This is a genomic window from Enterobacter sp. CC120223-11, assembly GCF_900215375.1.
Classification (GTDB): domain Bacteria; phylum Pseudomonadota; class Gammaproteobacteria; order Enterobacterales; family Enterobacteriaceae; genus Scandinavium.
Genome location: NZ_OBEF01000019.1, coordinates 18295 through 40707, shown reverse-complemented (window position 1 = coordinate 40707; position 22413 = coordinate 18295). Strand labels below are relative to the sequence as shown.

Sequence of the window (22413 nt, the reverse complement as noted above, 5' to 3'; positions counted from 1 at the left end):
TCGATGAATCTTTCATCTGACATGATGAGTGTAAAAATCAGTCAATGGATTAACCTTCAGGCCGTTGCCGTCCAACACTCATATCTGGCAAAAAGCGCGTGTTCACGTTGAGCAGCCTCACAAAATCAGCCACATAACCAAATGTTATAACCTTATTAAAACTACGGCATTGATAAACATTTTCAATATCATTTAAATAACTATAATGAACCAACTGCTTACGCGGCGTTAACACCTCTGCCGCCCGATAATAAATGGAGATGAATATGAGTTATACCCTGCCATCCCTGCCGTACGCGTACGACGCCCTTGAGCCGCACTTCGACAAGCAGACGATGGAAATCCATCACTCTAAACACCACCAGGCCTATGTGAACAACGCCAACGCGGCGCTGGAAAGCCTGCCGGAATTCGCGAACCTGCCTGTTGAAGAGCTGATTACCAAACTGGATCAGCTGCCAGCAGACAAAAAAGGCCCACTGCGTAACAACGCCGGCGGCCACGCTAACCACAGCCTGTTCTGGAAAGGCCTGAAAACCGGTACCACCCTGCAGGGCGACCTGAAAGCGGCTATCGAGCGCGATTTCGGCTCCGTGGACAACTTCAAAGCGGAATTCGAAAAAGCGGCTGCTACCCGTTTCGGCTCCGGCTGGGCGTGGCTGGTGCTGAAAGGCGACAAGCTGGCAGTGGTTTCTACCGCAAACCAGGACTCCCCGCTGATGGGTGAAGCGATTTCTGGCGCATCCGGTTTCCCAATCCTGGGTCTGGACGTGTGGGAACACGCTTACTACCTGAAATTCCAGAACCGTCGCCCGGACTACATCAAAGCATTCTGGGATGTGGTGAACTGGGACGAAGCAGCAGCGCGTTTTGCTGCTAAGAAATAAGGCGATTTAGCGCCTCCTGCCTGCGGGCAGAAAGCAAAACCCTGCTGTTTCAGCAGGGTTTTTTTATGCCTGAAGAGGTTTTAGCCGATGCTGAACTGGCTGTCGGCCTGCTGTAGCTGTGATGCATTCAGCTCGCCACCCGCATTGCGGGAAACCGGCGTACTGTAGCCAAATTTACGCGAAACCACCGTTTTGATGGTCGTGACAAAATCATCGCCGATGGCGTAGATAGCCATGCCGCGGCCAATGTCGCGCTGGATTTCGGTAAGTGCTGATAAATCCCCTTTTTGCCAGGCCTCTCGTGCCTTAACGAACAGCTCCGGCATGACGTTATTCAGCCCTGAGATTACGCCCGCGCCGCCTGCCATAAGGTTTGGAATGAAATATTCGTCATAACCCGAAAGCACCGCAAAATCAGGGCGCACGGCCTGAGTCGCGAGGATCATATTGCGCGTATGCGACTGGCAATCGACCGTGTCTTTGATACCCGCGAAATCAGGAAATTCAGCGGCAAGCGTGGCGGCAATCTCAGGTGTGATATCGCAGCCGGTGCGCGCCGGGAAGTTATAGGCGAACCATTTCCCCTTCAGCTTCTGACCCATCTGGCGGAAGTAGCTCAGTACCTGATTTGCCGTCTGGCCATAGTAGTAGGGCGGTAGCACCATCACCGCGTCATAGCCGCTTTGATATGCGGCCTCTGCCATCTGATGGACATCGCTCAGGCAAGGCGAAGAGACGTTGGCGACCATCTTCAGGGACGACATCGCACGCGCTTTGCGGATGAGGCCGAGGCGTTCTTCCAGCGAAAGCGAAGCGAACTCGCCGATGCTGCCCATCAGCAGAATGACGTCAATACGGGCGTCAGTCAGGCGGGCAAGATGCTTTGAGAGCCCCGCGTAATCAATGCTTCCTTCACTGTCCATCGGCGTGATGGAGGGGCACCATACGCCGGTAAATTCAGAATGACGGGTCATGCCGTGAACTCCTTTTAGTGAAATGGTGTTTCATTTTAACTAATGGATAACATGAATCCTTTGCCCATGGCTTTACGCATGTCGCATTTTGTGCAGTTAACGTGCAAAAATAGCGGTATTGAGTGGCCGGAATCAGGAGAGGGAAGATGCACTATCCGCTGGAAGTGTTTACAGGCAGCGTGCGGGAGTACGAGGGCAGCCGTCCAAGTGCGATTGCGAAATTACAGGTTGAGGGCGAACTGGAGCTCAGCGAACTGGGCCTGGCAGGCGATGAGCAGGCTGAAAAGAAAATTCACGGCGGTCCGGACCGCGCGCTGTGCCACTATCCGCGAGAACATTACGCCGACTGGGCACGTGAGTTTCCTGAACAGGCCGATCTGTTCTGCGCGCCCGCCTTTGGCGAGAACCTTTCCACAGAAGGGCTCACGGAGAAGAACGTTTTTATCGGCGATATCTTCCGCTGGGGCAATGCCCTGATTCAGGTGACGCAGCCACGCTCGCCGTGCTTTAAGCTCAACTATCACTTTGGCATCAGCGATTTCGCCTCTCTGATGCAGAGCAGCGGCAAAATGGGCTGGCTGTATCGGGTGATTGTGGCGGGTGAGGTGTCCACAGAGCAGCCGCTGGAGCTGGTTTCCCGCCTGAGTGACGTATCCGTCCATGATGCCGCTGCTATTGCGTGGTACACGCCATATGATGACGAACAATATCACCGCCTGCTTTCGGCTGCGGGGCTTTCCGTGAGCTGGACTCGAACGATGCAGAAGCGCCGTCTGAACGGGCAGATCGAGGATAATTCGCGGAGATTGTGGGGGAAGTAGGGTAATTTCCCCTCTCCCTAACCCTCTCCCCAAAGGGGCGAGGGAACCGATCGAGCTGAATTGGCATTGAGCGCATCGGTTTTCTCCCTCTCCCTTTCAGGGAGAGGGCCGGGGTGAGGGTGATTCGTTAATCCCGCTTATAAAGCGGCAGCCACATGGTGAGACGCAAACCGCCGAGCGGGCTGTCGTCTGCTTTCACCCAGCCGCGATGCTGCTGAATGGCGGTTTCGACAATGGCCAGCCCCAACCCGGTGCCGCCGGATTCGCGATCGCGTGCTTCGTCGGTGCGGTAGAACGGACGGAAAATTTGCTCTCTGTCCTCCGGGCTGACGCCCGGACCGTCATCGTCCACGTTAATGGTGATGCCGTCTTTATCGACCGCGAAACTGACTGAGATTTTGGTGTGCGAGTAGCGCAGAGCATTGCGCACGATATTCTCAAAGGCGCTTTCCAGCGCGTTCGGGTTACCGTACAGCGGCCACGGGCCCGGCGGGTACTCGACGGTGAACGATTTCCCCACCTGTTCCGCTTCGAACGCCGCGTTGTCCAGCACTTCCCCCCACAGTTGATTAGCCTTGAGGTTCTCGCTGACCAGCGCGTTTTTCGCCTGATTGCGCGACATGACCAGAAGGTCGTTGATCATGCTGTCCAGACGATGCGCTTCCGTTTCAATACGCTCCAGCTCCTTGCTTTCCCCGGCCCGACGACGCAGCAGGGCAGTGCCCAGCTGCAGGCGCGTGAGCGGCGTGCGCAGTTCGTGGGAGATATCCGACAGCAGGCGCTGGTTGGCGGTCATCATCCTTTCCAGCGCGGTCACCATCTGGTTGAAACTGGACCCGGCAGCAAGGAATTCCTGCGGCCCGGATTCCAGCTCCGGATGCTGGCGCAGGTTACCCTGAGCGACCTCATCAGCGGCGTTTTTCAGCTTACGCGCTGGCTTGGCGAGACTCCACGCCAGCCACAACAGCAGCGGCGAACTCACCAGCATGGTGACAATCAGCAGCAGCAGCGGGCGGTCAAACAGCAGGTTGATAAAATCAGATTGCGAGGTGCTTGCCGGGCGAATCAAATAAAGTTGGTAGTTGTCTTCCCCGTCTCTGACCGAGAAGGGACCTACCATTTCCAGACGCCCGTAGCGTTTTTTCTGCGGATGATCGGCGTTATCGGACTGGCCGATAAAGTTACGAATGATCTGCATTTCGTTGCGTTCTGCGCCGATCACGCGGCCTTCACTGGTAACCAGTAAAAGGCGTTGCCCCGGAGGCGCCCATTTGTCGATGGCGCGAAACAGGCGGCGCCACCACATCAAATCATTCGGCGGATCGTTTGCCAGTTCGACTTCAACGTGCTGCTCTATCATCAGCCCTTGGCGCTGCTCGCTGTCCAGCAGTTCGGTCATCTGGCGCGAGTCGAGCTTGGGCAACATCAGTACCAGCATCAGCACCAGTGCCAGGGTTAACCAGAAAATGGCAAAGATGCGAGCGGTCAAACTTCCTATCATGAAGCGGACACCATCAGATAACCGCGGCCACGCAAGGTTTTAAACCACGGATGACCGTCTTTCCGCTCCGGCAATTTACGGCGCAGGTTGGAAATGTGCATATCAATGGCGCGGTCAAACGGCGTCAGGCGTTTGCCCAGCACTTCCTGACTCAGATGCTCACGAGAAACGACCTGGCCGAGATGCTGCGCCAGCAGATACAGCAGCGTGAATTCGGTGCCGGTTAGCTCAAGGGTTTCGCCGTCGAAGCTCGCTTCCTGACGGCCCGGGTTCAGGCTCAGGGAATCGACCTCAAGATTTGGCGAGCTGTTATCGCTGGTTTGCTGCTGCTCGCTCCAGTGGGAACGGCGCAGAATGGCGCGAATACGGGCGACCAGTTCGCGATCGTTAAACGGTTTTGGCAGGTAGTCGTCTGCGCCCAGCTCAAGGCCGAGCACGCGATCCAGCTCGCTGCCGCGTGCGGTCAACATAATGACCGGTGTCTGGTGTGTCTGTCGTAGCTCTTTAAGGGTGTCGATACCGTTCTTTTTCGGCATCATCACGTCGAGCAAAAGCAGGTCGATGCTGTCATCCAGAAGCGCCAGTGCCTGTTCCCCATCATGGGCAACCTGCACATTGAAGCCTTCCATGTCGAGCAGCTCCTTTAACAGGGAGGTGAGCTCCCGGTCATCATCAACTAACAGGATTTTATTCATTGGTTAAATACCTCCGAGGCAGAAATTACGTCATCAAGGCTTGCTAATCCATGACTTTACGTTGTTTTACACCCCCTGACGCATGTTTGCAGCCTGAATCGTAGACTGTCTCTCGTTGAATCGCGAAACAAAAGTACCTGGGAGCAATTGATGCGCAATGTTATCGCTGCCGTCATGGCCTCAACGCTGGCGCTTAGTGCGAATAGCCAGGCTGCTGAAGTCGTTAACAGCGTTAACTGGACCCCGGGTGACGGGGCGACGCAGAGCAGTCACCAGAGCCATATGTTTGACGGCATAAGTTTAACCGAATATCAGCGCCAACAGTTGCGGGATCTTATGCAACAGGCGAGGCGGCAACAGCCTCCTGTTAATGTTAGCGAAATGGAGACAATGCATAAGCTTGTCACCGCAGAAAAATTTGATGAAACCGCCGTGCACGCTCAGGCAGAAAAGATGGCGCAGGAGCAGGTTGCTCGCCAGGTCGAAATGGCCCGGGTTCGCAACCAGATGTATCGCCTGTTAACGCCGGAGCAGCAAGCGGTTTTGAATGAGAGACACCAGCAGCGTATGGATCAGCTGCGTGAGGTTGCACGGATGCAGCAAGGCTCAGCTTCAATGCTGTTTAGTAGTAGCAATACCCGTAGTAACCAGTAACAAACCCTGTTTTCCTTGCCATAGACACCATCCCTGTCTTCCCCCTCATGATGAGGGGGTTTTTTTTGCCCTTTTTTCCAGCCACTGACTTCTGACACATTCCGCTATACTACCCGCAGATAAGAGTGGGAGTGTTTATGAATCAAACCTATGGCCGACTGGTCAGCCGGGCGGCGATTGCGGCAACGGTGATGGCGTCTGCGTTACTTTTGATCAAGATTTTCGCGTGGTGGTACACCGGTTCTGTCAGTATTCTGGCCGCACTGGTGGATTCGCTGGTGGATATTGCCGCCTCGCTGACCAACCTGCTGGTGGTGCGCTATTCTCTGCAACCTGCCGATGAAGAACATACGTTCGGGCACGGCAAAGCGGAATCGCTGGCGGCACTTGCCCAAAGCATGTTTATTTCGGGCTCCGCTCTGTTCCTGTTTTTAACCGGCATTCAGAGTTTGATTAAGCCTGAGCCCATGCATGAGCCAGGCGTCGGCATGATCGTCACGGTAATTGCGCTCATCAGCACTCTGATACTGGTGACCTTCCAGCGCTGGGTGGTGCGTAAGACCCAAAGCCAGGCGGTGCGTGCGGATATGCTTCATTATCAGTCTGATGTTATGATGAACGGAGCCATTCTGGTGGCGCTGGCGCTCGCCTGGTACGGCTGGCATCGCGCAGATGCGTTGTTTGCATTGGGGATTGGCATCTATATTTTATATAGTGCGTTACGCATGGGGTACGAAGCCGTTCAGTCGCTGCTCGACAGAGCGCTGCCCGATGAGGAACGACAAGAAATTATTAACATCGTGAGCGCCTGGCCGGGCGTCAGCGGTGCGCATGACCTTCGAACGCGGCAGTCAGGGCCGACCCGCTTTATTCAGATTCATTTAGAAATGGAAGACAATCTACCCTTGGTTCAGGCGCATTTAGTGGCTGAGCAGGTGGAGCAGGCTATTTTGCTTCGTTTTCCGGGTTCGGATGTCATCATTCATCAGGATCCGTGCTCGGTGGTTCCTTTGGGACGACAGGGCTTTTTGGACTTTCGCAATTCGTAGTAAAAATGTGGGACAGATCGGCATTATTTGCCCAAATTACCGCCATTTGGTCTGACCTGAATCAATTCAGCACGAAGCGCCTGATATACTATCACTCATAGAGTCGATCTCTCCCGTGATGTGGGGGCGCTTCGGGCAACAGAATAATTTTTAGCATTCCTAAGTTCAGAGGTAGTCATGATTAAGAAAATCGGTGTGTTGACAAGCGGCGGTGATGCGCCGGGCATGAACGCAGCCATCCGTGGCGTGGTACGTGCCGCGCTGACGGAAGGTCTGGAAGTAATGGGTATTTATGATGGCTACCTGGGTCTGTACGAAGACCGCATGGTTCAGCTCGACCGTTACAGCGTGTCCGATATGATTAACCGCGGCGGCACCTTCCTGGGGTCTGCGCGTTTCCCGGAATTCCGCGAAGAGCACATCCGTGCCGTGGCTATCGAGAACATGAAAAAACGCGGCCTGGATGCGCTGGTTGTTATCGGCGGTGACGGCTCCTACATGGGTGCAAAACGCCTGACTGAAATGGGCTTCCCGTGCGTGGGCCTGCCGGGCACCATCGACAACGATATCAAAGGCACTGACTACACTATCGGTTACTTCACCGCGCTGGGTACCGTCGTGGAAGCCATCGACCGCCTGCGTGACACCTCCTCTTCTCACCAGCGTATCTCCATCGTTGAAGTGATGGGCCGTTACTGCGGCGACCTGACCCTGGCGGCAGCCATCGCGGGCGGCTGTGAGTTTGTGGTGGTGCCGGAAGTTGAATTTAACCGTGACGATCTGGTTGCAGAGATCAAAGCCGGTATCGCGAAGGGCAAGAAACACGCCATCGTGGCTATCACTGAGCACATGTGCGACGTGGACGAGCTGGCGAAGTTCATCGAAACCGAAACCAAGCGTGAAACCCGCGCGACCGTCCTGGGCCACATCCAGCGCGGCGGTTCTCCGGTGCCTTACGACCGTATCCTCGCTTCCCGCATGGGCGCCTATGCGATTGAAGTGCTGCTGGAAGGCTTCGGCGGTCGCTGCGTGGGTATCCAGAACGAAAAACTGGTTCACCACGACATCATCGACGCCATTGAAAACATGAAGCGTCCGTTCAAAGACGATCTGCTGGACTGCGCGAAAAAGCTGTACTGATCGCCATCCGCAAACGTGCTTTGTCAGAATCCGTAACCCTTCGGGGCTACGGATTTTTTTATATCTCAGGCCCGACGCTTTGGCGCACATTTCGCGCTACTCTTCGTTATGCCCTGAGTTTATTCTCGACGGGTTTATCACTTTTAAGGAAGCTGAAAATGTCACTGTATAGCGAAACGAAAGCGCAGTTTATTCACGGGCTGGTGAGCCTGGATGCCGTTCTGGCAAAGAGTGCGGCCTGGGCAAAAGAGCAGGGCGTTCAGGAAGCCACGCTGCTGGAAGCGAAGCTTGCGGAGGATATGTTCCCGCTGAAGCGTCAGGTTCAGGTTGCCTGCGACATGGCTAAGCGTGCGGTAGCGCGCCTGGCGGATGTCGACGCGCCGGTGATGGAAGATGACGAAGCGACGTTTGCAGAGCTTCAGGCACGCATTGCTGCGACCGTGGCCTATATGAAAAGCGTCAGCGACGAGCAGCTGGCAGGGGACGACGAGCGTGCGATCCTGGTTCAGGCCCGCGAGCATCAGCTGCATTTCACCGCCCGCAGCTACGTCTGGCAGTTCGCCCTGCCGAACTTCTTTTTCCATACCACCACGGCCTACGGCATTCTACGTCAGGCGGGTGTGCCGCTCGGCAAGCGCGATTTTTTAGGTAAGATTCAGTAAACAAAAAGGCCTTCTCGCTGAGAAGGCCTTTTTACAGAAGAAGCGTTTACTCAATATCGAGTGCGTCTTCCGACAGGATGATGCCGGTGTTGTCGGCATAGAGATGGTCGCCCGAGAAGAAGGTCACGCCGCCGAAGTTCACGCGCACGTCGCTTTCACCAACGCCTTCTCCTGCGGCACCCACTGGAATGGCGGCCATCGCCTGAATGCCGATGTCCAGCTCCTCCAGGTCATCGACCTGACGGACGGCACCGTAAACCACCATGCCTTCCCACTCGTTTTGCACGGCCAGACGCGCGAGGTCGGCATCAACCAGTGCCCGACGCACTGAGCCGCCACCGTCCACCAACAAGATGCGGCCACGGCCGTTCTGTTCGAGCATATCGTACAGAAGCCCGTTATCCTCGAAACACTTCACCGTGATGATTTGTCCACCAAACGACGACCGTCCCCCAAAGTTGGAGAACAGCGGTTCAACGACATTGACATCTTCCTGGTAGATGTCGCAAAGCTCGGATGTATCGTATTTCATAGGCTTAACGTTCAGAAGCTGTGAGTGTTTTCAGTATATCGCGCGAATCGCATTGTTGGCAAAATCATCAATTGTTAATTGATATTTGTCAGTTAAGCGAACGAACGGCTCAGGATTATTCCCAAAACAAACAGCAGGTTAGTCAGTAATGCGGCTTTAACTGTGCGTTCCAGCATCGGACGCATATCCACCGGGTCGTGATGGCTCAGCACAAAGCGAGCCTGTTTGACCAACAGCGGCAGGGCGAGAATAAACAGCCAGCCCCACAGGCTGTGCAGCGCCAGCAGGTTAAACAGCGCCAGGCACAGCGGCGCGCCCAGCAGCAGCACAGTGTGATAGCGGCGAGCGTTCACTGGCCCCAGGCGCACGGCAAGCGTGTTTTTTCCGTTCTCACTGTCGCTGTTGATATCGCGCAGGTTGTTGATGTTCAGTACGGCAGTGGCCAGCAGTCCGCAGGCGGTGGCCGGCAGGAAGGTGACAATCTCAAGCGTATGAGCCTGGAGGTACCAGCTGCCCATCACGCTGAGCCAGCCAAAGAACATCAGGACGGAAATATCGCCGAGCCCGATGTAGCCGTAGGGGCGCGTGCCGACGGTATAGGTGATGGCGGCAATGATCGACACCCCTCCGAGCACCAGGAAACCGATGAAATCCTGCATCGTCTGGTACGAAGCGACCAGCAGCGCAATACCCGAAAGGCAAATCAGCGCCACGGTGATAATCAGCGCCCGCTTCATCTGCTCTTTGGTGATCACCCCTTTCTGCATGCCGCGCAGCGGCCCAATACGGTCTGGCTTATCGCTGCCCTTCACCGCATCGCCATAGTCATTTGCCAGGTTCGACAGAATTTGCAGCAGCCCGGCGGTGATCAGCGCCAGCAGCGCGACCAGTGAATTGAAATGGCCCTGCCACCAGGCAAGCGTCGTGCCGACGACAATGGCGGCAAACGCCAGCGGTAATGTTTTCGGGCGCAGGCTTTCCAGCCATGCCTGGGTACGACTCAGAGATTGTTCAGTCATTATTCCGGCCAATAAAAATGGGGGCCAGAGCCCCCATCAACAGTGATGAAAATGCAGTTACCGCGATTATAGGATAAAACGGCTCAGATCTTCATCTGCCACTAACGCATCCAGATGTTTGCTCACATATTCTGCATCAATGGTGAAGGATTCGCCCTGACGCTCGCTGGCGTCGTAGGAAATGTCTTCCATCAGGCGTTCCAGTACGGTGTGCAGGCGGCGGGCACCGATATTCTCGGTGGTTTCGTTGACCTGCCAGGCCGCTTCGGCAATGCGTTTAATGCCGTCTTCGGTGAACTCGATGTTCACCCCTTCGGTGCCCATCAGCGCTTTGTACTGCACGGTTACGGACGCATTTGGCTCGGTCAGGATGCGCTCGAAATCGTGGGTGGTCAGCGCTTTCAGCTCAACGCGAATCGGCAGACGACCCTGCAGCTCCGGGATCAGATCGGACGGGCTTGCCACCTGGAAAGCGCCAGAGGCGATAAACAGGATGTGGTCGGTTTTGACCATGCCGTGCTTGGTGGAGACGGTGCAGCCTTCAACCAGCGGCAGCAGGTCGCGCTGAACGCCTTCGCGGGAGACATCCGGTCCGGAGGAGTTGCCGCCGCGCTTACAGATTTTATCGATTTCATCGATGAACACGATGCCGTGCTGTTCAACGGCATCAATTGCCGCCTGCTTCAGCTCTTCCGGGTTCACCAACTTCGCCGCTTCTTCTTCAATCAGCAGCTTCATGGCGTCTTTGATTTTCACCTTGCGCGGCTTCTGCTTCTGGCCGCCCAGGTTCTGGAACATTGACTGCAGCTGGCTGGTCATCTCTTCCATGCCCGGCGGGGTCATGATTTCGACGTTCATCGGTGCGGCGGCGAGATCGATTTCGATTTCTTTATCGTCAAGCTGGCCTTCACGCAGTTTTTTGCGGAACGCCTGGCGCGCAGCGGAAGGTTCCTGCGGCTGCTCAGACTGACCCCAGTTGTTTTTGGCGGGTGGGATCAGCACGTCGAGAATGCGTTCTTCCGCCATCTCTTCTGCGCGATAGCGGTTTTTGTCGATGGACTGCATGCGCACCATTTTGACGGCAGCATCGGTCAGATCGCGGATGATAGAGTCCACTTCTTTACCAACATAGCCCACTTCGGTGAACTTAGTCGCTTCAACTTTGATGAACGGCGCGTTGGCGAGTTTTGCCAGACGACGGGCGATTTCGGTTTTACCGACGCCGGTCGGGCCAATCATCAGAATGTTTTTCGGGGTCACTTCATGGCGCAGCTCTTCGTCGAGCTGCATGCGGCGCCAGCGGTTACGCAGGGCGATAGCCACGGAACGCTTGGCGGCGTCCTGGCCAATAATGTGTTTGTCGAGTTCGCTGACAATTTCGCGTGGGGTCATTTCAGACATGGGAGATCCTTACGCTTTAGAAGGTAATTCTTCGATAGTGTGGAAATGGTTGGTGTAGATGCAGATATCGCCCGCAATCCCCAACGCTTTTTCCGCAATGTCACGAGCGCTGAGCTCGGTATTTTCCAGCAGCGCACGGGCTGCGGCCTGGGCATACGGGCCGCCAGAGCCAATGGCAATCAAATCGTTTTCTGGCTGAACAACGTCGCCGTTGCCGGTAATGATGAGCGATGCTGTTTCATCAGCAACGGCCAGCAGCGCCTCGAGCTTGCGCAGCATGCGGTCGGTTCGCCAGTCTTTGGCAAGTTCCACCGCCGCTTTCACCAGATGGCCCTGATGCATTTCCAGCTTACGTTCGAACAGTTCAAACAGCGTGAAGGCATCCGCAGTGCCGCCTGCAAAACCGGCGATCACTTTGTCGTTGTATAAACGGCGAACTTTCTTCACGTTGCCTTTCATGACGGTGTTACCAAGCGTAGCCTGGCCATCACCGGCGATAACGACATGACCGTTACGGCGAACACTAACTATTGTTGTCACGAGAGGACCCCCTGGGTGTAAAGCACAATACAGGCCCCGCACGTCGTACGGGGCAGAATGTATTTATAAGTGGGGGGGATTTTGGGGGTTTCAACCCCCGGCGGCGAGACGAATGCAGTTTGCGTGTCCGGCGACCTTCAGGCGGGAGATCGTGCCGTCGGCATTTTCCTTACCTTTCAGTGGGCCAATGACCACGCGGTTCCAGCCGTTGTTGGTGGTGATGCGAGAGTCGAACCCTTCGAATGCCAGCTGGGCGCGAACGGTTTCGGCCTGATCGGCCCCTTTGAACGAACCGCACTGGATCATCCAGCGGCGATCGTCTTTCTTCTCGGCCGTTTGTTTTGCAGGCTCAGGTTCACGCGTCACTGGAGCAGCCTGCTGTGTTTTAGGCTGGCTCGCCGTGGTGTGCGTTGGCGTTTGCAGCAGATCCTGATACGGCTGCTGTGCTGTTTGCTTCGGCTGAGTCTGGCGTGGCTGCTGCGCAGGCTGGCTCTGAACCGTGCGCGGAGCCTGATACGGCTGTTCTGCCGCGCGAGTCTGCGTGCGCGGAGCCTGCACTGGCTGAGTCTGTGACCACTGCTGTTGGGTTTGCTGCTGCTGTGCCTGCTGCTGGAGGCGTTGGCGCTGCAGCGTTTGCTGGCGCTGGGCTGGGGTTTGCTCGTTCCACGGCACTTCGGTCAGCTGAGTGGGCTGTTGACGCATATCGGCCTGCATCTGGGCCAGCAGCTGGCGCTGTTCGTCGGTCAGCTGCTCGGCATTTTTTACTTCACCGCCCGCAGAAGGCTCCGTTGGCGCACGCACGCCTGGCTGGCGGCTTTCCAATTCTTTGATGTAGCGCCAGCGCTCTTCCGGCTTCGGCGGCAGGCCGTTGCCCGTCGCCTGACGGCCCTGAAGGGCTTCAGCTTCTTCTTTTTTGTGATGGGTGATGAAGTACAGGCCACCGATAAAGGCAACCAGCACAGCCGCAGCAATAGCGACCATGGCTGGTGAGACAGCAGGAAGGCTACTTTGCTTTTTCCGTAAGTTCCCAGATGGACTCTTTTTTCGCCGCGAAGCAGCAGGTTTGCTGCGGCTGACATAATCTCGTTGTGCCACTGTCGTTTCGCTGTATTTAATCGTTCGTCAGCCCGCCATGTTACTTAAGCGGCGGGGCTTTGACCAGAACCGCAAGTCCGAAAGCCGTTTAGTTTAAGGCTTATTTTTTGTGGTACTACCGCGAACAATGAGTTCGCAGTCCAGCAGGCGGGAACCGCTGCTGACATTCTGACCGCTGATCTGATCGAGCAACAGCAGCATGGCCTCGCGGCCAATAGCAAAACGCGGCTGAGAAACCGTGGTGAGCGGCGGATCGCAGAACTCAGACAGAGAAATGTTATCGAAGCCGATAATCGACAGATCGTCCGGCACCTTCAGCCCACGGCGTTTCGCCAGAGATAGCGCGCCGAGCGCCATGATATCGCTGTGACAGAACACGGCGGTTGGCGGCTCCGGCAGGGCCAGCAGCTGCTCGAGGGCGTTAGCACCGGCCTCGTAGGTAAAGTTTCCGCGAGCGATGTAATGCGGGTCGACGGCCAGCCCGCTGCGGCGGAGTGCCTGAACGTAACCCTGTAAACGATAGTGACACAGCGGCATCTCTTCCGGCCCGGCGATGCAGCCGATGCGCTGATGACCCAGCTCATGCAGGAAATTGACGGCGTTAAAGGCGGCGGTCAGGTTATCAATGTGAACCGTTGGCAGCTCAAGCTCAGGCGCAAACTCATTGGCCATCACCATCGGCGGCAGGTTGCGCTGTTCCTCGATGCTGGCATCAAACGGCAGGCGTGAGCCCAGCAGCAGCATCCCGTCGATTTGTTTGGTGATAATGAGATCGATGAAGGTTTTTTCCTGCTGATTCTGATGAGCGCAGTCGCCAATCAGCACCAGATAGCCTTGTTCAGCAGCGGTGACTTCAATGCCGCGGATGATTTCGCTAAAGAAGGGATCGCAGATGTCCGGCACAATCACCAGAATGGTTTTCGACTCGTTACGCTTTGAGTTGCGGCCCAGCGCCTGAGGAAAATAGCCCACTTCCAGTGCGGCCTTTTCTACTTTGTTGCGCGTGGACTGCGAGACTTTATCGGGGTTCATCAACGCCCGGGAAACCGTTGCGGTTGAGACATTCGCTTTCTCTGCAACATCCTTCATGGTTGCTGCAATAACCTCTTTATTGGACTTCACCTGGGTTCTCCTCGGGGCCGGGGGCAGAGACGTCCGCTGTCTCTGACAACTCTCTCTTTTGTATCAGAGAGTCACACGAGGGAGTTACACAAATTTCATGAAAATTGTGACGGAAGCGTAATTTTTCGATCTGCCTCGCAGCACAAGGGGTTAGCCCTCGATGGGGTCCACGTCGAGCACCCATTTCACCTTCCGCGAGGCGGGAAGGGTGTTTATCAGCGCCATCGCGCCGCCGACAATATGCTGTAAACGCAGGCGTGACGGATGTTGCAGCACAATCTGCCAGCGCCAGCGGCCGCCGCGTTTTGGCGCTAAGGCAGGCACCGGGCCGAGCAGCCAAAGCTTATCGTCGGCAAGCGGGCTGGCCTGCAGCAGGTTTCGCAACTGCTGAAGAAACAGCGGTGCCTGCTGATTGTCGTGATCTTCAGCACGAATCAGTACATGACTGGTCCACGGCGGCAGTTGAAGAGACTGGCGTTCTGCCAGCGCCTGCTGGGCGAAGGCGTCATAACCCTGATGCAGCAGGGTTTGCAGCAGCGGATGCTCCGGGTGATGGGTCTGCAAAATCACTTCGCCCTGCTTGCCCGCCCGCCCTGCACGGCCTGACACCTGGGTGTAAAGCTGCGCAAAACGCTCGGCCGAACGAAAATCGGCGGAGAACAGCGCGCCGTCCACGTCGAGCAGCGCGACCAGCGTCACGTCGGGGAAGTGGTGGCCCTTCGCCAGCATCTGCGTGCCAATCAGAATGCGCGCACCGCCGCGATGTACTTCGGCAAGGTACTGTTCCAGCGCGCCTTTTCTGCTGGTGGTGTCGCGATCGATACGCGAAATCGGCACGTTCGCAAAAAGGGGCGTCAGCGCTTCTTCGAGCTGTTCCGTGCCTAATCCAACTGGAACAAGGTGCGTGGAGCCGCACGACGGGCACTGGCGCGGGATTGGGCGCTGGCTGTCGCAGTGGTGGCAGCGCAGATGGCGATGACCCTGGTGCAGGGTGTAATAGCTGTCGCAGCGCGGACACTCGGCAATCCAGCCGCACTCGTGACACAGCAGCGCCGGGGCGTAGCCGCGCCGGTTGAGGAATAAAATGACCTGGTTATCGGCCTGCAAATGCTGGCGCATTCTGCTTATCAATGCCGGGGAAAGTCCGGCCTGCAGCTGCTGGCTTTTCAAATCCAGCACGTGCTGATTTGCCGGGCGCGCGTTTCCGGCTCGTTTGGTCAGCTTCAGCTGATGGTATTTCCCTTGCCGCACGTTGTGCAGCGTTTCCAGCGCCGGGGTCGCTGAGCCCAAAATGATCGGGATTTGCTCATTATGCGCCCGCCACACGGCCAGATCGCGGGCGTGATAGCGCCAGCCTTCCTGCTGCTTGTAGGAGCTGTCGTGCTCTTCGTCGATGACGATCACGCCGAGGTTCTTAAAAGGGGTAAATAAGGAAGAGCGCGTACCGATGACGATGGCCGCTTCGCCATTTTTGGCTTTCAGCCAGACCGAAAGACGTTCGCTGTCGTTGAGGGCGGAGTGCAGCACTTCGACCGGGGCGTTGAAACGTTCGCGAAAGCGGGCGATGGTTTGCGGCGTCAGGCCGATTTCTGGCACCATCACCAGCGCCTGCTTGCCCTGGGCCAGCACGTTTTCCAGCACGCTCAGATAGACTTCCGTCTTGCCGGACCCCGTCACGCCCGCCAGTAGCCAGGCGGAGAATTTGTCCGAAGCGCTGTGAATTGCGCCTACGGCGGTGGCCTGCTCCGTGTTAAGACGCAGGCGCTCGCCGGTGACCGCGTAGTGGGTTCGCCAGTCCGTCAGCGCGGGCGCTTCACTTGCCAGATCGCAGTAACCTTTTTTACGCAGGCCCTGAAGCGCGGCGTCGTTAAATTCCAGATCGGCGACCTGATGGCGCCAGATTTTACCCTGGCGTAGTGCCGCTAAAGCCTGCTGTTGCTTTACAGAACGTTTAAGCGTGCTGATATCAACGGCCTGACCCTGTTCTGTTACATACCAGTACCACATTGGCGCGGCGCTGGCAGGTTTGCCCTGACGCAGCAGTATTGGCAGCGCGTGAAACAGCACATCGCCTACGGGATGATGGTAATAGTCGGCGGCCCACTGAAGCATGCGCCAGACGGCAGGGGAATAGACCGGTTCGTCATCCAGCACTTCCACCACGTTTTTCAGCTCGCTGAGCGCCAATTCGCTGCTATCGCTGACGGACACCACAATGCCCACACGGTCCTGCTGCTTGCCAAACGGCACGCGCACGCGACACCCGGCCTGAGCGTTAACGCCATCGGGCAACAGATAATCAAAGGTGCGGGGAAGCGGAACGGGCAGGGCAACCTGGGCGACGGGCATCGACTCTTCCTGGCTTGAAAAAGGGGAAGTTAGTATACACATTGTTATTCAGGGAGCGCGGATCAGATTGCAACCCCTGGTTAAATTCTGTATGATTCGCCGCCTTTGATGCGCATTAATGCGGTATCAAAGCAACTATACTATTAACTTCGCGTGGTGTCTGGCGTTAGGGCTGGAAGAGCGACGCGGCCTTCACTGAGGTTTCCCATGAAAAAAGGTATTCACCCAAATTACGCAGAAGTTACTGCAAACTGCTCTTGCGGTAACGTAATGGTCATCCGTTCTACCGTTGGCCACGATCTGAACCTGGACGTGTGCGGCAAATGCCACCCGTTCTACACTGGCAAGCAGCGTGACGTTGCTACCGGTGGCCGTGTTGACCGCTTCAACAAGCGTTTCAGCATCCCGGGCGCGAAATAAGCGAACCGAAAAAAGGCGCCGAAAGGCGCCTTTTTTGTCTCTGCAACTCAGTATTCCCACGTATCCGGGTCGATACCCAGTTCACGCATAATAATCTTCGCCGCTTCCGGAATTTCATCACTGCGCTCTTTACGCAGATCTTCATCGTTCGGCAACGGTTGGCCGGTAAACGCATGCAGGAATGCTTCACACAGCAGTTCGCTGTTGGTGGCGTGGCGCAGGTTGTTCACCTGGCGACGGGTGCGTTCATCAGTGAGGATCTTCAGGACCTTCAGCGGAATGGACACCGTAATTTTTTTGACCTGCTCACTCTTCTTACCGTGCTCAGCGTAGGGGCTGATATATTCGCCGCTCCATTCAGCCATGAGACTCTAATCCTCTAATCATGAATAAAAGGTTCAGGCGCTTGCCCGAACAGAATGCCGCACAGTTTACCCCAGAGGTGTGACCATGACATCAGCAAAGCCTCGGTGGATGTGCGCTAATGCATATAATTTTAACGGCTATTTCCCGATTGCTCAATCTATACGCAAAGAAGTTTAGATGTCCAGATGTATTGACGTCTATTGTGGCAGTGGTTACTCTGAGGCCTGACTTTTCATCGCTAAAGCCAGGAACTGATTCACCATGACGCGTAAACAAGCCACCATCGCAGTGCGTAGCGGGTTAAATGATGACGAGCAATATGGCTGCGTTGTCCCCCCGATTCACCTTTCCAGCACTTACAACTTCACCGGATTCAATGAGCCCCGTGCCCATGACTATTCCCGTCGCGGCAACCCGACGCGTGATGTCGTCCAACGCGCGCTGGCCGAACTCGAAGGCGGTGCGGGCGCGGTGCTGACCAACACCGGCATGTCTGCCATTCATCTGGTGACCACCGTTTACCTGAAGCCGGGCGATCTGCTTGTTGCCCCGCACGACTGCTACGGCGGCAGCTACCGTCTGTTCGACAGCCTCGCAAAACGTGGCTGCTACCGCGTGCTGTTTGTCGATCAGGGTGATGAACAGGCGTTGCAAGCGGCGCTGGCGGAAAAACCTAAACTGGTGCTGGTCGAAAGCCCAAGCAACCCGCTGCTGCGCGTCGTGGATATTGCGAAAATTTGCGAGCTGGCGCGTGCGGCTGGTGCAGTGAGCGTGGTGGATAACACCTTCCTGAGCCCGGCACTGCAAAACCCGCTGGCGCTGGGGGCCGATCTGGTGCTGCACTCCTGTACCAAATATCTCAACGGTCACTCCGATGTGGTCGCGGGCGTGGTGATTGCAAAAGATCCTGAAACTGTCACCGAGCTGGCATGGTGGGCGAATAACATTGGCGTCACAGGCAGTGCATTCGACAGCTACCTGCTACTGCGAGGTTTGCGCACGCTGAGCCCACGTATGGAAGTGGCGCAGCGCAACGCCACGGCGATTGTTGAGTTCCTGAAGCAGCAACCGCTGGTGAAAAAGCTGTATCATCCTTCCCTGCCGGAAAACCAGGGGCACGAAATTGCCTCCCGTCAGCAGAAGGGCTTTGGCGCGATGCTCAGCTTTGAACTGGACGGCGATGAAAATACGCTGCGTCGTTTCCTGAGCGGGCTCTCTTTGTTCACGCTGGCGGAATCGCTGGGCGGCGTGGAAAGCCTGATTTCCCACGCGGCAACCATGACCCACGCGGGCATGGCGCCAGAAGCCCGCGCGGCGGCTGGCATCTCGGAAACGCTACTGCGTATTTCAACCGGTATTGAAGATAGCGAAGATTTAATTGCCGACCTGGAAAATGGGTTCCGGGCAGCAAACGAGGGGTAAACATGAGTGTGATAGCGCAGGCAGGGATGAAGGGTCGTCAACTGCACAAGTTTGGTGGCAGTAGTCTGGCGGATGTGAAATGTTACCTGCGCGTGGCAGGCATTATGGCTGAGCACTCGCAGCCTGACGACATGATGGTCGTTTCCGCCGCCGGCAGCACCACCAACCAGTTGATTAGCTGGCTGAAGCTCAGCCAGACCGATCGCCTCTCCGCGCATCAGGTTCAACAATCGCTGCGGCGTTATCAAATAGAGCTGATGACCGGCCTCTTGCCTGCTGAAGTGGCCGACGTGATGATCGCTGAGTTTATTCGCGATCTTGAATGTCTGGCCGTATTGCTCGATGGCGGCGTGAATGACGCTGTATATGCCGAAGTGGTGGGCCACGGCGAAGTGTGGTCCGCGCGCTTAATGGCTGCTGTTTTGCAACAGCAAGGTCTGGATGCAGCCTGGCTCGACGCTCGTTCATTTTTACGTGCTGAGCGCGCAGCGCAGCCGCAGGTTGATGAGGGCCTCTCCTTCCCGCTGCTTCAGCAGCTGCTGGCGCAGCATCCGAATAAACGTCTGGTGGTGACAGGTTTTATCAGCCGCGATAACGCGGGTGAAACCGTGCTGTTGGGCCGTAATGGCTCTGACTATTCCGCCACGCAGATTGGTGCCCTGGCGGGCGTTTCCCGCGTGACCATCTGGAGCGATGTGGCCGGGGTTTATAGCGCTGACCCGCGCAAAGTCAAAGACGCGTGCCTGCTGCCTCTGCTGCGCCTCGACGAAGCAAGCGAGCTGGCGCGCCTGGCCGCACCGGTGCTTCACGCCCGCACTTTACAGCCGGTTTCCGGCAGCGACATCGATCTGCAACTGCGCTGCAGCTACACGCCGGATCAGGGTTCCACCCGAATTGAACGCGTGCTGGCTTCTGGCACCGGGGCACGTATTGTCACCAGCCATGACGACGTTTGCCTGATTGAGTTCCTGGTGCCTGCGGGCCAGGACTTCAAACTGGCGCATAAAGAAATTGATGTGATCCTGAAGCGTGCGCAGGTGCGCCCGCTGGCCGTTGGCGTGCATACCGACCGCCATCTGCTGCAGTTCTGTTATACCGCCGAAGTGGCCGACAGCGCCCTGAAACTGCTCGATGAGGCAGGCCTGCCGGGCGAGCTGCGTTTACGTCAGGGCCTGGCGCTTATCGCCATGGTTGGCGCAGGCGTCACCCGCAACCCGCTGCACTGCCACCGTTTCTGGCAGCAGCTCAAGGGCCAGCCGGTGGAGTTTACCTGGCAGTCGGAAGAGGGTATCAGCCTCGTTGCCGTGTTGCGTACCGGTCCTACGGAAAGCCTGATTCAGGGCCTGCATCAGTCCATTTTCCGTGCGGAAAAACGTATCGGCCTGGTGCTGTTTGGGAAAGGCAATATTGGTTCCCGCTGGCTGGAGCTGTTCGCTCGCGAGCAAACCACGCTTTCGGCGCGTACCGGGTTTGAATTTGTGCTGGCGGGTGTGGTCGACAGCAGCCGCAGCCTGCTGAACTATGAAGGGCTGGACGCCAGCCGCGCACTCGCCTTCTTTAATGATGAAGCGGTGGCGCAGGATGAAGAGTCGCTGTTCCTGTGGATGCGTGCGCACCCGTATGATGACCTGGTGGTGCTGGACGTGACCGCCAGCGCACAGCTTGCCGATCAATATCTGGATTTTGCCAGCCACGGCTTCCATGTGATCAGCGCCAATAAACTTGCAGGCGCCAGCAGCAGCGATAAATATCGCCAAATCCACGACGCATTCGAAAAGACCGGACGTCACTGGTTGTATAACGCCACCGTTGGCGCAGGCCTTCCGGTTAACCATACCGTGCGAGACCTGCGTGAAAGCGGCGATTCCATTCTCGCCATCAGCGGTATTTTCTCCGGCACGCTCTCCTGGCTGTTCCTGCAGTTTGACGGCACCGTGCCGTTTACCGACCTGGTGGATCAGGCGTGGCAGCAAGGGCTGACCGAGCCCGATCCGCGCGTGGATTTGTCCGGCAAAGACGTCATGCGCAAACTGGTGATCCTCGCCCGTGAAGCAGGTTATGACATCGAGCCCGATCAGGTTCGCGTGGAGTCTCTGGTGCCGTCGCACTGCGAAGAAGGCTCCATCGATCACTTCTTTGAGAATGGCGATGAGTTGAACGAGCAGATGGTTCAGCGTCTGGAAGCGGCGCAGGAGATGGGGCTGGTGCTGCGCTATGTGGCACGGTTCGATGCTAATGGCAAAGCACGCGTTGGCGTGGAAGCCGTGCGTCAGGAGCATCCGCTGGCGGCGCTGCTGCCGTGCGATAACGTCTTCGCCATTGAAAGCCGCTGGTATCGCGACAACCCACTGGTGATTCGTGGCCCGGGTGCGGGTCGTGACGTCACCGCAGGCGCGATTCAGTCTGATATTAATCGTCTGGCGCAGCTGCTGTAATTTTTATGCCGGGAGGCGGCTTCGTCTGACCCGGCCTAATGAGCAGGTCGCTGCAGGCCCGGCAGGCTTACGCCGCCGGGCATTTCCTTCTGAACATGCGCTTTTTTCACCTTCGCTGAACAATCCTCACTCCTTGTACGTTTTTTTTAGTTGACGTGCCGTCGCTTTTCAGTCATTTTTGACTTCTGGACGTCTAAACGTATAGATGCTCATAACACAACTGACAACATATAAGATTGAAGAGGTAAGGTATGAGCTTTTTTCACGCCAACCAGCGGGAAGCCCTGAATCAGAGTCTGGCCGAAGTACAGGGTCAGATTAATGTTTCCTTCGAGTTTTTCCCGCCGCGCACCAGTGAAATGGAGCAGACCTTGTGGGCCTCTATCGACAGGCTGAGCAGCCTGAAGCCGAAATTCGTTTCCGTGACCTATGGCGCGAACTCCGGCGAGCGCGACCGCACGCACAGCATCATAAAAGGCATCAAGGACAGAACCGGCCTGGAAGCGGCCCCGCATCTGACCTGCATCGACGCTACGCGTGACGAGCTGCGGGCCATCGCCCAGGATTACTGGAACAACGGCATTCGCCACATCGTGGCCCTGCGTGGTGACCTCCCGCCGGGCAGCGGAAAGCCGGACATGTATGCCGCCGATTTGGTTGGCCTGCTGAAGGGCGTTGGCGATTTTGATATCTCTGTTGCCGCTTACCCGGAAGTGCACCCGGAAGCGAAAAGCGCCCAGGCCGATCTGCTGAACCTGAAACGTAAAGTGGATGCGGGTGCCAACCGCGCGATTACCCAGTTCTTCTTCGACGTTGAAAGCTACCTGCGTTTCCGTGACCGCTGCGCCTCAACCGGCATCGACGTGGAAATCATTCCGGGCATCCTGCCTGTCTCGAACTTCAAACAGGCGAAGAAGTTTGCCGACATGACCAACGTCCGCATCCCGACATGGATGGCGAAAATGTTTGAAGGGCTGGATGATGACGCCGAAACCCGCAAGCTGGTGGGCGCGAATATTGCCATGGACATGGTCAAAATCCTCAGCCGTGAAGGCGTGAAGGACTTCCACTTCTACACTCTGAACCGTGCTGAAATGAGCTACGCCATTTGTCACACGTTGGGCGTGCGCCCGGCTTAAAAAAGGGCCTCTTCGGAGGCCTTTTTTTTAGCGCTTCTTTCCCGCCTTCAAATCCGCATAAATTACGAAGAAACGCTGACAGATCATTGGCTTCATTTCCCTTCATAATCCAGGCTTATTGTCGAAAGTTTACGGACGCGTCGACATTTCTATGAAGAACTTTTGTTATGGTGTGGATGGCCAGAAGGAA

21 protein-coding genes are annotated in these 22413 nt (G+C 56.5%); 10 read left to right on the top strand and 11 right to left on the bottom strand.

The window, feature by feature from the left end; all coding sequences use genetic code 11:
* Positions 1 to 266 precede the first annotated feature (266 nt).
* Positions 267 to 887: a superoxide dismutase [Mn] gene (gene sodA, locus CRO87_RS18810; protein WP_097164459.1), complete on the top strand. Its 621-nt coding sequence runs from the start codon at positions 267 to 269 to the stop codon at positions 885 to 887.
* A gap of 80 nt (positions 888 to 967) precedes the next feature.
* Here the strand turns inward: sodA and CRO87_RS18805 are convergent, their stop codons facing one another.
* Complete coding sequence (locus CRO87_RS18805) at positions 968 to 1861, bottom strand: dihydrodipicolinate synthase family protein (protein ID WP_097164458.1); 894 nt, start codon at positions 1859 to 1861, stop codon at positions 968 to 970.
* A gap of 146 nt (positions 1862 to 2007) precedes the next feature.
* Here CRO87_RS18805 and yiiM point away from each other — a divergent pair, with 146 nt between their 5' ends.
* Positions 2008 to 2682, top strand: coding sequence for a 6-hydroxyaminopurine reductase (gene yiiM / locus CRO87_RS18800; protein WP_097164457.1), 675 nt, complete (start codon positions 2008 to 2010; stop codon positions 2680 to 2682).
* 127 nt (positions 2683 to 2809) lie between these two features.
* On the opposite strand, the gene cpxA is transcribed toward yiiM, so the two are convergent.
* Both cpxA and cpxR read right to left on the bottom strand, forming a co-directional pair.
* Positions 2810 to 4183, bottom strand: coding sequence for an envelope stress sensor histidine kinase CpxA (cpxA, locus tag CRO87_RS18795; RefSeq protein WP_097164456.1), 1374 nt, complete (start codon positions 4181 to 4183; stop codon positions 2810 to 2812).
* A complete protein-coding gene (gene cpxR, locus CRO87_RS18790; protein WP_097164455.1) occupies positions 4180 to 4878 on the bottom strand; it encodes an envelope stress response regulator transcription factor CpxR in 699 nt (232 codons plus the stop codon). The genes cpxA and cpxR overlap by 4 nt, the downstream gene beginning before the upstream one ends.
* 150 nt (positions 4879 to 5028) lie before the next feature.
* On the opposite strand from cpxR, the gene cpxP reads away from it, so the two are divergent.
* The 4 genes from cpxP to CRO87_RS18770 all read left to right on the top strand — a co-directional run bounded on the left by cpxP (position 5029) and on the right by CRO87_RS18770 (position 8383).
* Positions 5029 to 5532 carry a cell-envelope stress modulator CpxP gene (gene cpxP / locus CRO87_RS18785; RefSeq protein WP_097164454.1) on the top strand — a complete coding sequence of 168 codons (504 nt, stop codon included), beginning with the start codon at positions 5029 to 5031 and terminating at the stop codon, positions 5530 to 5532.
* 137 nt (positions 5533 to 5669) lie between these two features.
* The gene (gene fieF / locus CRO87_RS18780; RefSeq protein WP_097164453.1) at positions 5670 to 6581 is read left to right on the top strand and encodes a CDF family cation-efflux transporter FieF; all 912 of its coding nucleotides are present in this window, start codon (positions 5670 to 5672) and stop codon (positions 6579 to 6581) included.
* Between the two features lie 177 nt (positions 6582 to 6758).
* On the top strand, positions 6759 to 7721 hold the full coding sequence (gene pfkA / locus CRO87_RS18775) for a 6-phosphofructokinase (protein WP_097164452.1): 963 nt from the start codon (positions 6759 to 6761) through the stop codon (positions 7719 to 7721).
* Between the two features lie 158 nt (positions 7722 to 7879).
* On the top strand, positions 7880 to 8383 hold the full coding sequence (locus CRO87_RS18770; protein WP_255252522.1) for a DUF1993 family protein: 504 nt from the start codon (positions 7880 to 7882) through the stop codon (positions 8381 to 8383).
* A gap of 46 nt (positions 8384 to 8429) precedes the next feature.
* Here CRO87_RS18770 and rraA read toward each other — a convergent pair whose 3' ends face one another.
* The 7 genes from rraA to priA form a co-directional block, all read right to left on the bottom strand.
* Positions 8430 to 8915 (bottom strand): ribonuclease E activity regulator RraA, encoded by a 486-nt coding sequence (gene rraA, locus CRO87_RS18765; RefSeq protein WP_097164451.1) that lies wholly within the window; start codon positions 8913 to 8915, stop codon positions 8430 to 8432.
* Between the two features lie 92 nt (positions 8916 to 9007).
* Positions 9008 to 9934 carry a 1,4-dihydroxy-2-naphthoate polyprenyltransferase gene (gene menA, locus CRO87_RS18760; RefSeq protein ID WP_097164450.1) on the bottom strand — a complete coding sequence of 309 codons (927 nt, stop codon included), beginning with the start codon at positions 9932 to 9934 and terminating at the stop codon, positions 9008 to 9010.
* 66 nt (positions 9935 to 10000) lie between these two features.
* On the bottom strand, positions 10001 to 11335 hold the full coding sequence (hslU, locus tag CRO87_RS18755; protein WP_097164449.1) for an HslU--HslV peptidase ATPase subunit: 1335 nt from the start codon (positions 11333 to 11335) through the stop codon (positions 10001 to 10003).
* Between the two features lie 9 nt (positions 11336 to 11344).
* A complete protein-coding gene (hslV, locus tag CRO87_RS18750) occupies positions 11345 to 11875 on the bottom strand; it encodes an ATP-dependent protease subunit HslV (protein WP_097164448.1) in 531 nt (176 codons plus the stop codon).
* Positions 11876 to 11965: 90 nt separating this feature from the next.
* Positions 11966 to 12970, bottom strand: coding sequence for a cell division protein FtsN (ftsN, locus tag CRO87_RS18745; protein WP_097164447.1), 1005 nt, complete (start codon positions 12968 to 12970; stop codon positions 11966 to 11968).
* 93 nt (positions 12971 to 13063) lie between these two features.
* Entirely contained in the window at positions 13064 to 14092 is a 1029-nt protein-coding gene (cytR, locus tag CRO87_RS18740) for a DNA-binding transcriptional regulator CytR (RefSeq protein WP_097164446.1), read from the bottom strand.
* Between the two features lie 150 nt (positions 14093 to 14242).
* A complete protein-coding gene (gene priA / locus CRO87_RS18735) occupies positions 14243 to 16441 on the bottom strand; it encodes a primosomal protein N' (RefSeq protein WP_097164445.1) in 2199 nt (732 codons plus the stop codon).
* A 207-nt stretch (positions 16442 to 16648) separates the two neighbouring features.
* On the opposite strand from priA, the gene rpmE reads away from it, so the two are divergent.
* Positions 16649 to 16861: a 50S ribosomal protein L31 gene (rpmE, locus tag CRO87_RS18730; protein WP_097164444.1), complete on the top strand. Its 213-nt coding sequence runs from the start codon at positions 16649 to 16651 to the stop codon at positions 16859 to 16861.
* Between the two features lie 47 nt (positions 16862 to 16908).
* On the opposite strand, the gene metJ is transcribed toward rpmE, so the two are convergent.
* Positions 16909 to 17226, bottom strand: coding sequence for a met regulon transcriptional regulator MetJ (metJ, locus tag CRO87_RS18725; RefSeq protein WP_072571323.1), 318 nt, complete (start codon positions 17224 to 17226; stop codon positions 16909 to 16911).
* Between the two features lie 262 nt (positions 17227 to 17488).
* Here metJ and metB point away from each other — a divergent pair, with 262 nt between their 5' ends.
* From metB to metF, 3 genes are all read left to right on the top strand, one after another.
* The gene (gene metB / locus CRO87_RS18720) at positions 17489 to 18649 is read left to right on the top strand and encodes a cystathionine gamma-synthase (protein WP_097164443.1); all 1161 of its coding nucleotides are present in this window, start codon (positions 17489 to 17491) and stop codon (positions 18647 to 18649) included.
* A gap of 2 nt (positions 18650 to 18651) precedes the next feature.
* Positions 18652 to 21084 carry a bifunctional aspartate kinase/homoserine dehydrogenase II gene (locus CRO87_RS18715; protein WP_097164442.1) on the top strand — a complete coding sequence of 811 codons (2433 nt, stop codon included), beginning with the start codon at positions 18652 to 18654 and terminating at the stop codon, positions 21082 to 21084.
* Positions 21085 to 21335: 251 nt separating this feature from the next.
* A complete protein-coding gene (gene metF, locus CRO87_RS18710; protein WP_097164441.1) occupies positions 21336 to 22223 on the top strand; it encodes a methylenetetrahydrofolate reductase in 888 nt (295 codons plus the stop codon).
* Positions 22224 to 22413 lie beyond the last annotated feature (190 nt).

Bases quoted from the DNA above. Each gene is read 5' to 3' on its own strand.
- sodA (WP_097164459.1), top strand. From the start codon at position 267: ATGAGTTATACCCTGCCATCCCTGCCGTACGCGTACGACGCCCTTGAG.
- CRO87_RS18805 (WP_097164458.1), bottom strand. From the start codon at position 1,861: ATGACCCGTCATTCTGAATTTACCGGCGTATGGTGCCCCTCCATCACG.
- yiiM (WP_097164457.1), top strand. From the start codon at position 2,008: ATGCACTATCCGCTGGAAGTGTTTACAGGCAGCGTGCGGGAGTACGAG.
- cpxA (WP_097164456.1), bottom strand. From the start codon at position 4,183: ATGATAGGAAGTTTGACCGCTCGCATCTTTGCCATTTTCTGGTTAACC.
- cpxR (WP_097164455.1), bottom strand. From the start codon at position 4,878: ATGAATAAAATCCTGTTAGTTGATGATGACCGGGAGCTCACCTCCCTG.
- cpxP (WP_097164454.1), top strand. From the start codon at position 5,029: ATGCGCAATGTTATCGCTGCCGTCATGGCCTCAACGCTGGCGCTTAGT.
- fieF (WP_097164453.1), top strand. From the start codon at position 5,670: ATGAATCAAACCTATGGCCGACTGGTCAGCCGGGCGGCGATTGCGGCA.
- pfkA (WP_097164452.1), top strand. From the start codon at position 6,759: ATGATTAAGAAAATCGGTGTGTTGACAAGCGGCGGTGATGCGCCGGGC.
- CRO87_RS18770 (WP_255252522.1), top strand. From the start codon at position 7,880: ATGTCACTGTATAGCGAAACGAAAGCGCAGTTTATTCACGGGCTGGTG.
- rraA (WP_097164451.1), bottom strand. From the start codon at position 8,915: ATGAAATACGATACATCCGAGCTTTGCGACATCTACCAGGAAGATGTC.
- menA (WP_097164450.1), bottom strand. From the start codon at position 9,934: ATGACTGAACAATCTCTGAGTCGTACCCAGGCATGGCTGGAAAGCCTG.
- hslU (WP_097164449.1), bottom strand. From the start codon at position 11,335: ATGTCTGAAATGACCCCACGCGAAATTGTCAGCGAACTCGACAAACAC.
- priA (WP_097164445.1), bottom strand. From the start codon at position 16,441: ATGCCCGTCGCCCAGGTTGCCCTGCCCGTTCCGCTTCCCCGCACCTTT.
- rpmE (WP_097164444.1), top strand. From the start codon at position 16,649: ATGAAAAAAGGTATTCACCCAAATTACGCAGAAGTTACTGCAAACTGC.
- metJ (WP_072571323.1), bottom strand. From the start codon at position 17,226: ATGGCTGAATGGAGCGGCGAATATATCAGCCCCTACGCTGAGCACGGT.
- metB (WP_097164443.1), top strand. From the start codon at position 17,489: ATGACGCGTAAACAAGCCACCATCGCAGTGCGTAGCGGGTTAAATGAT.
- CRO87_RS18715 (WP_097164442.1), top strand. From the start codon at position 18,652: ATGAGTGTGATAGCGCAGGCAGGGATGAAGGGTCGTCAACTGCACAAG.
- metF (WP_097164441.1), top strand. From the start codon at position 21,336: ATGAGCTTTTTTCACGCCAACCAGCGGGAAGCCCTGAATCAGAGTCTG.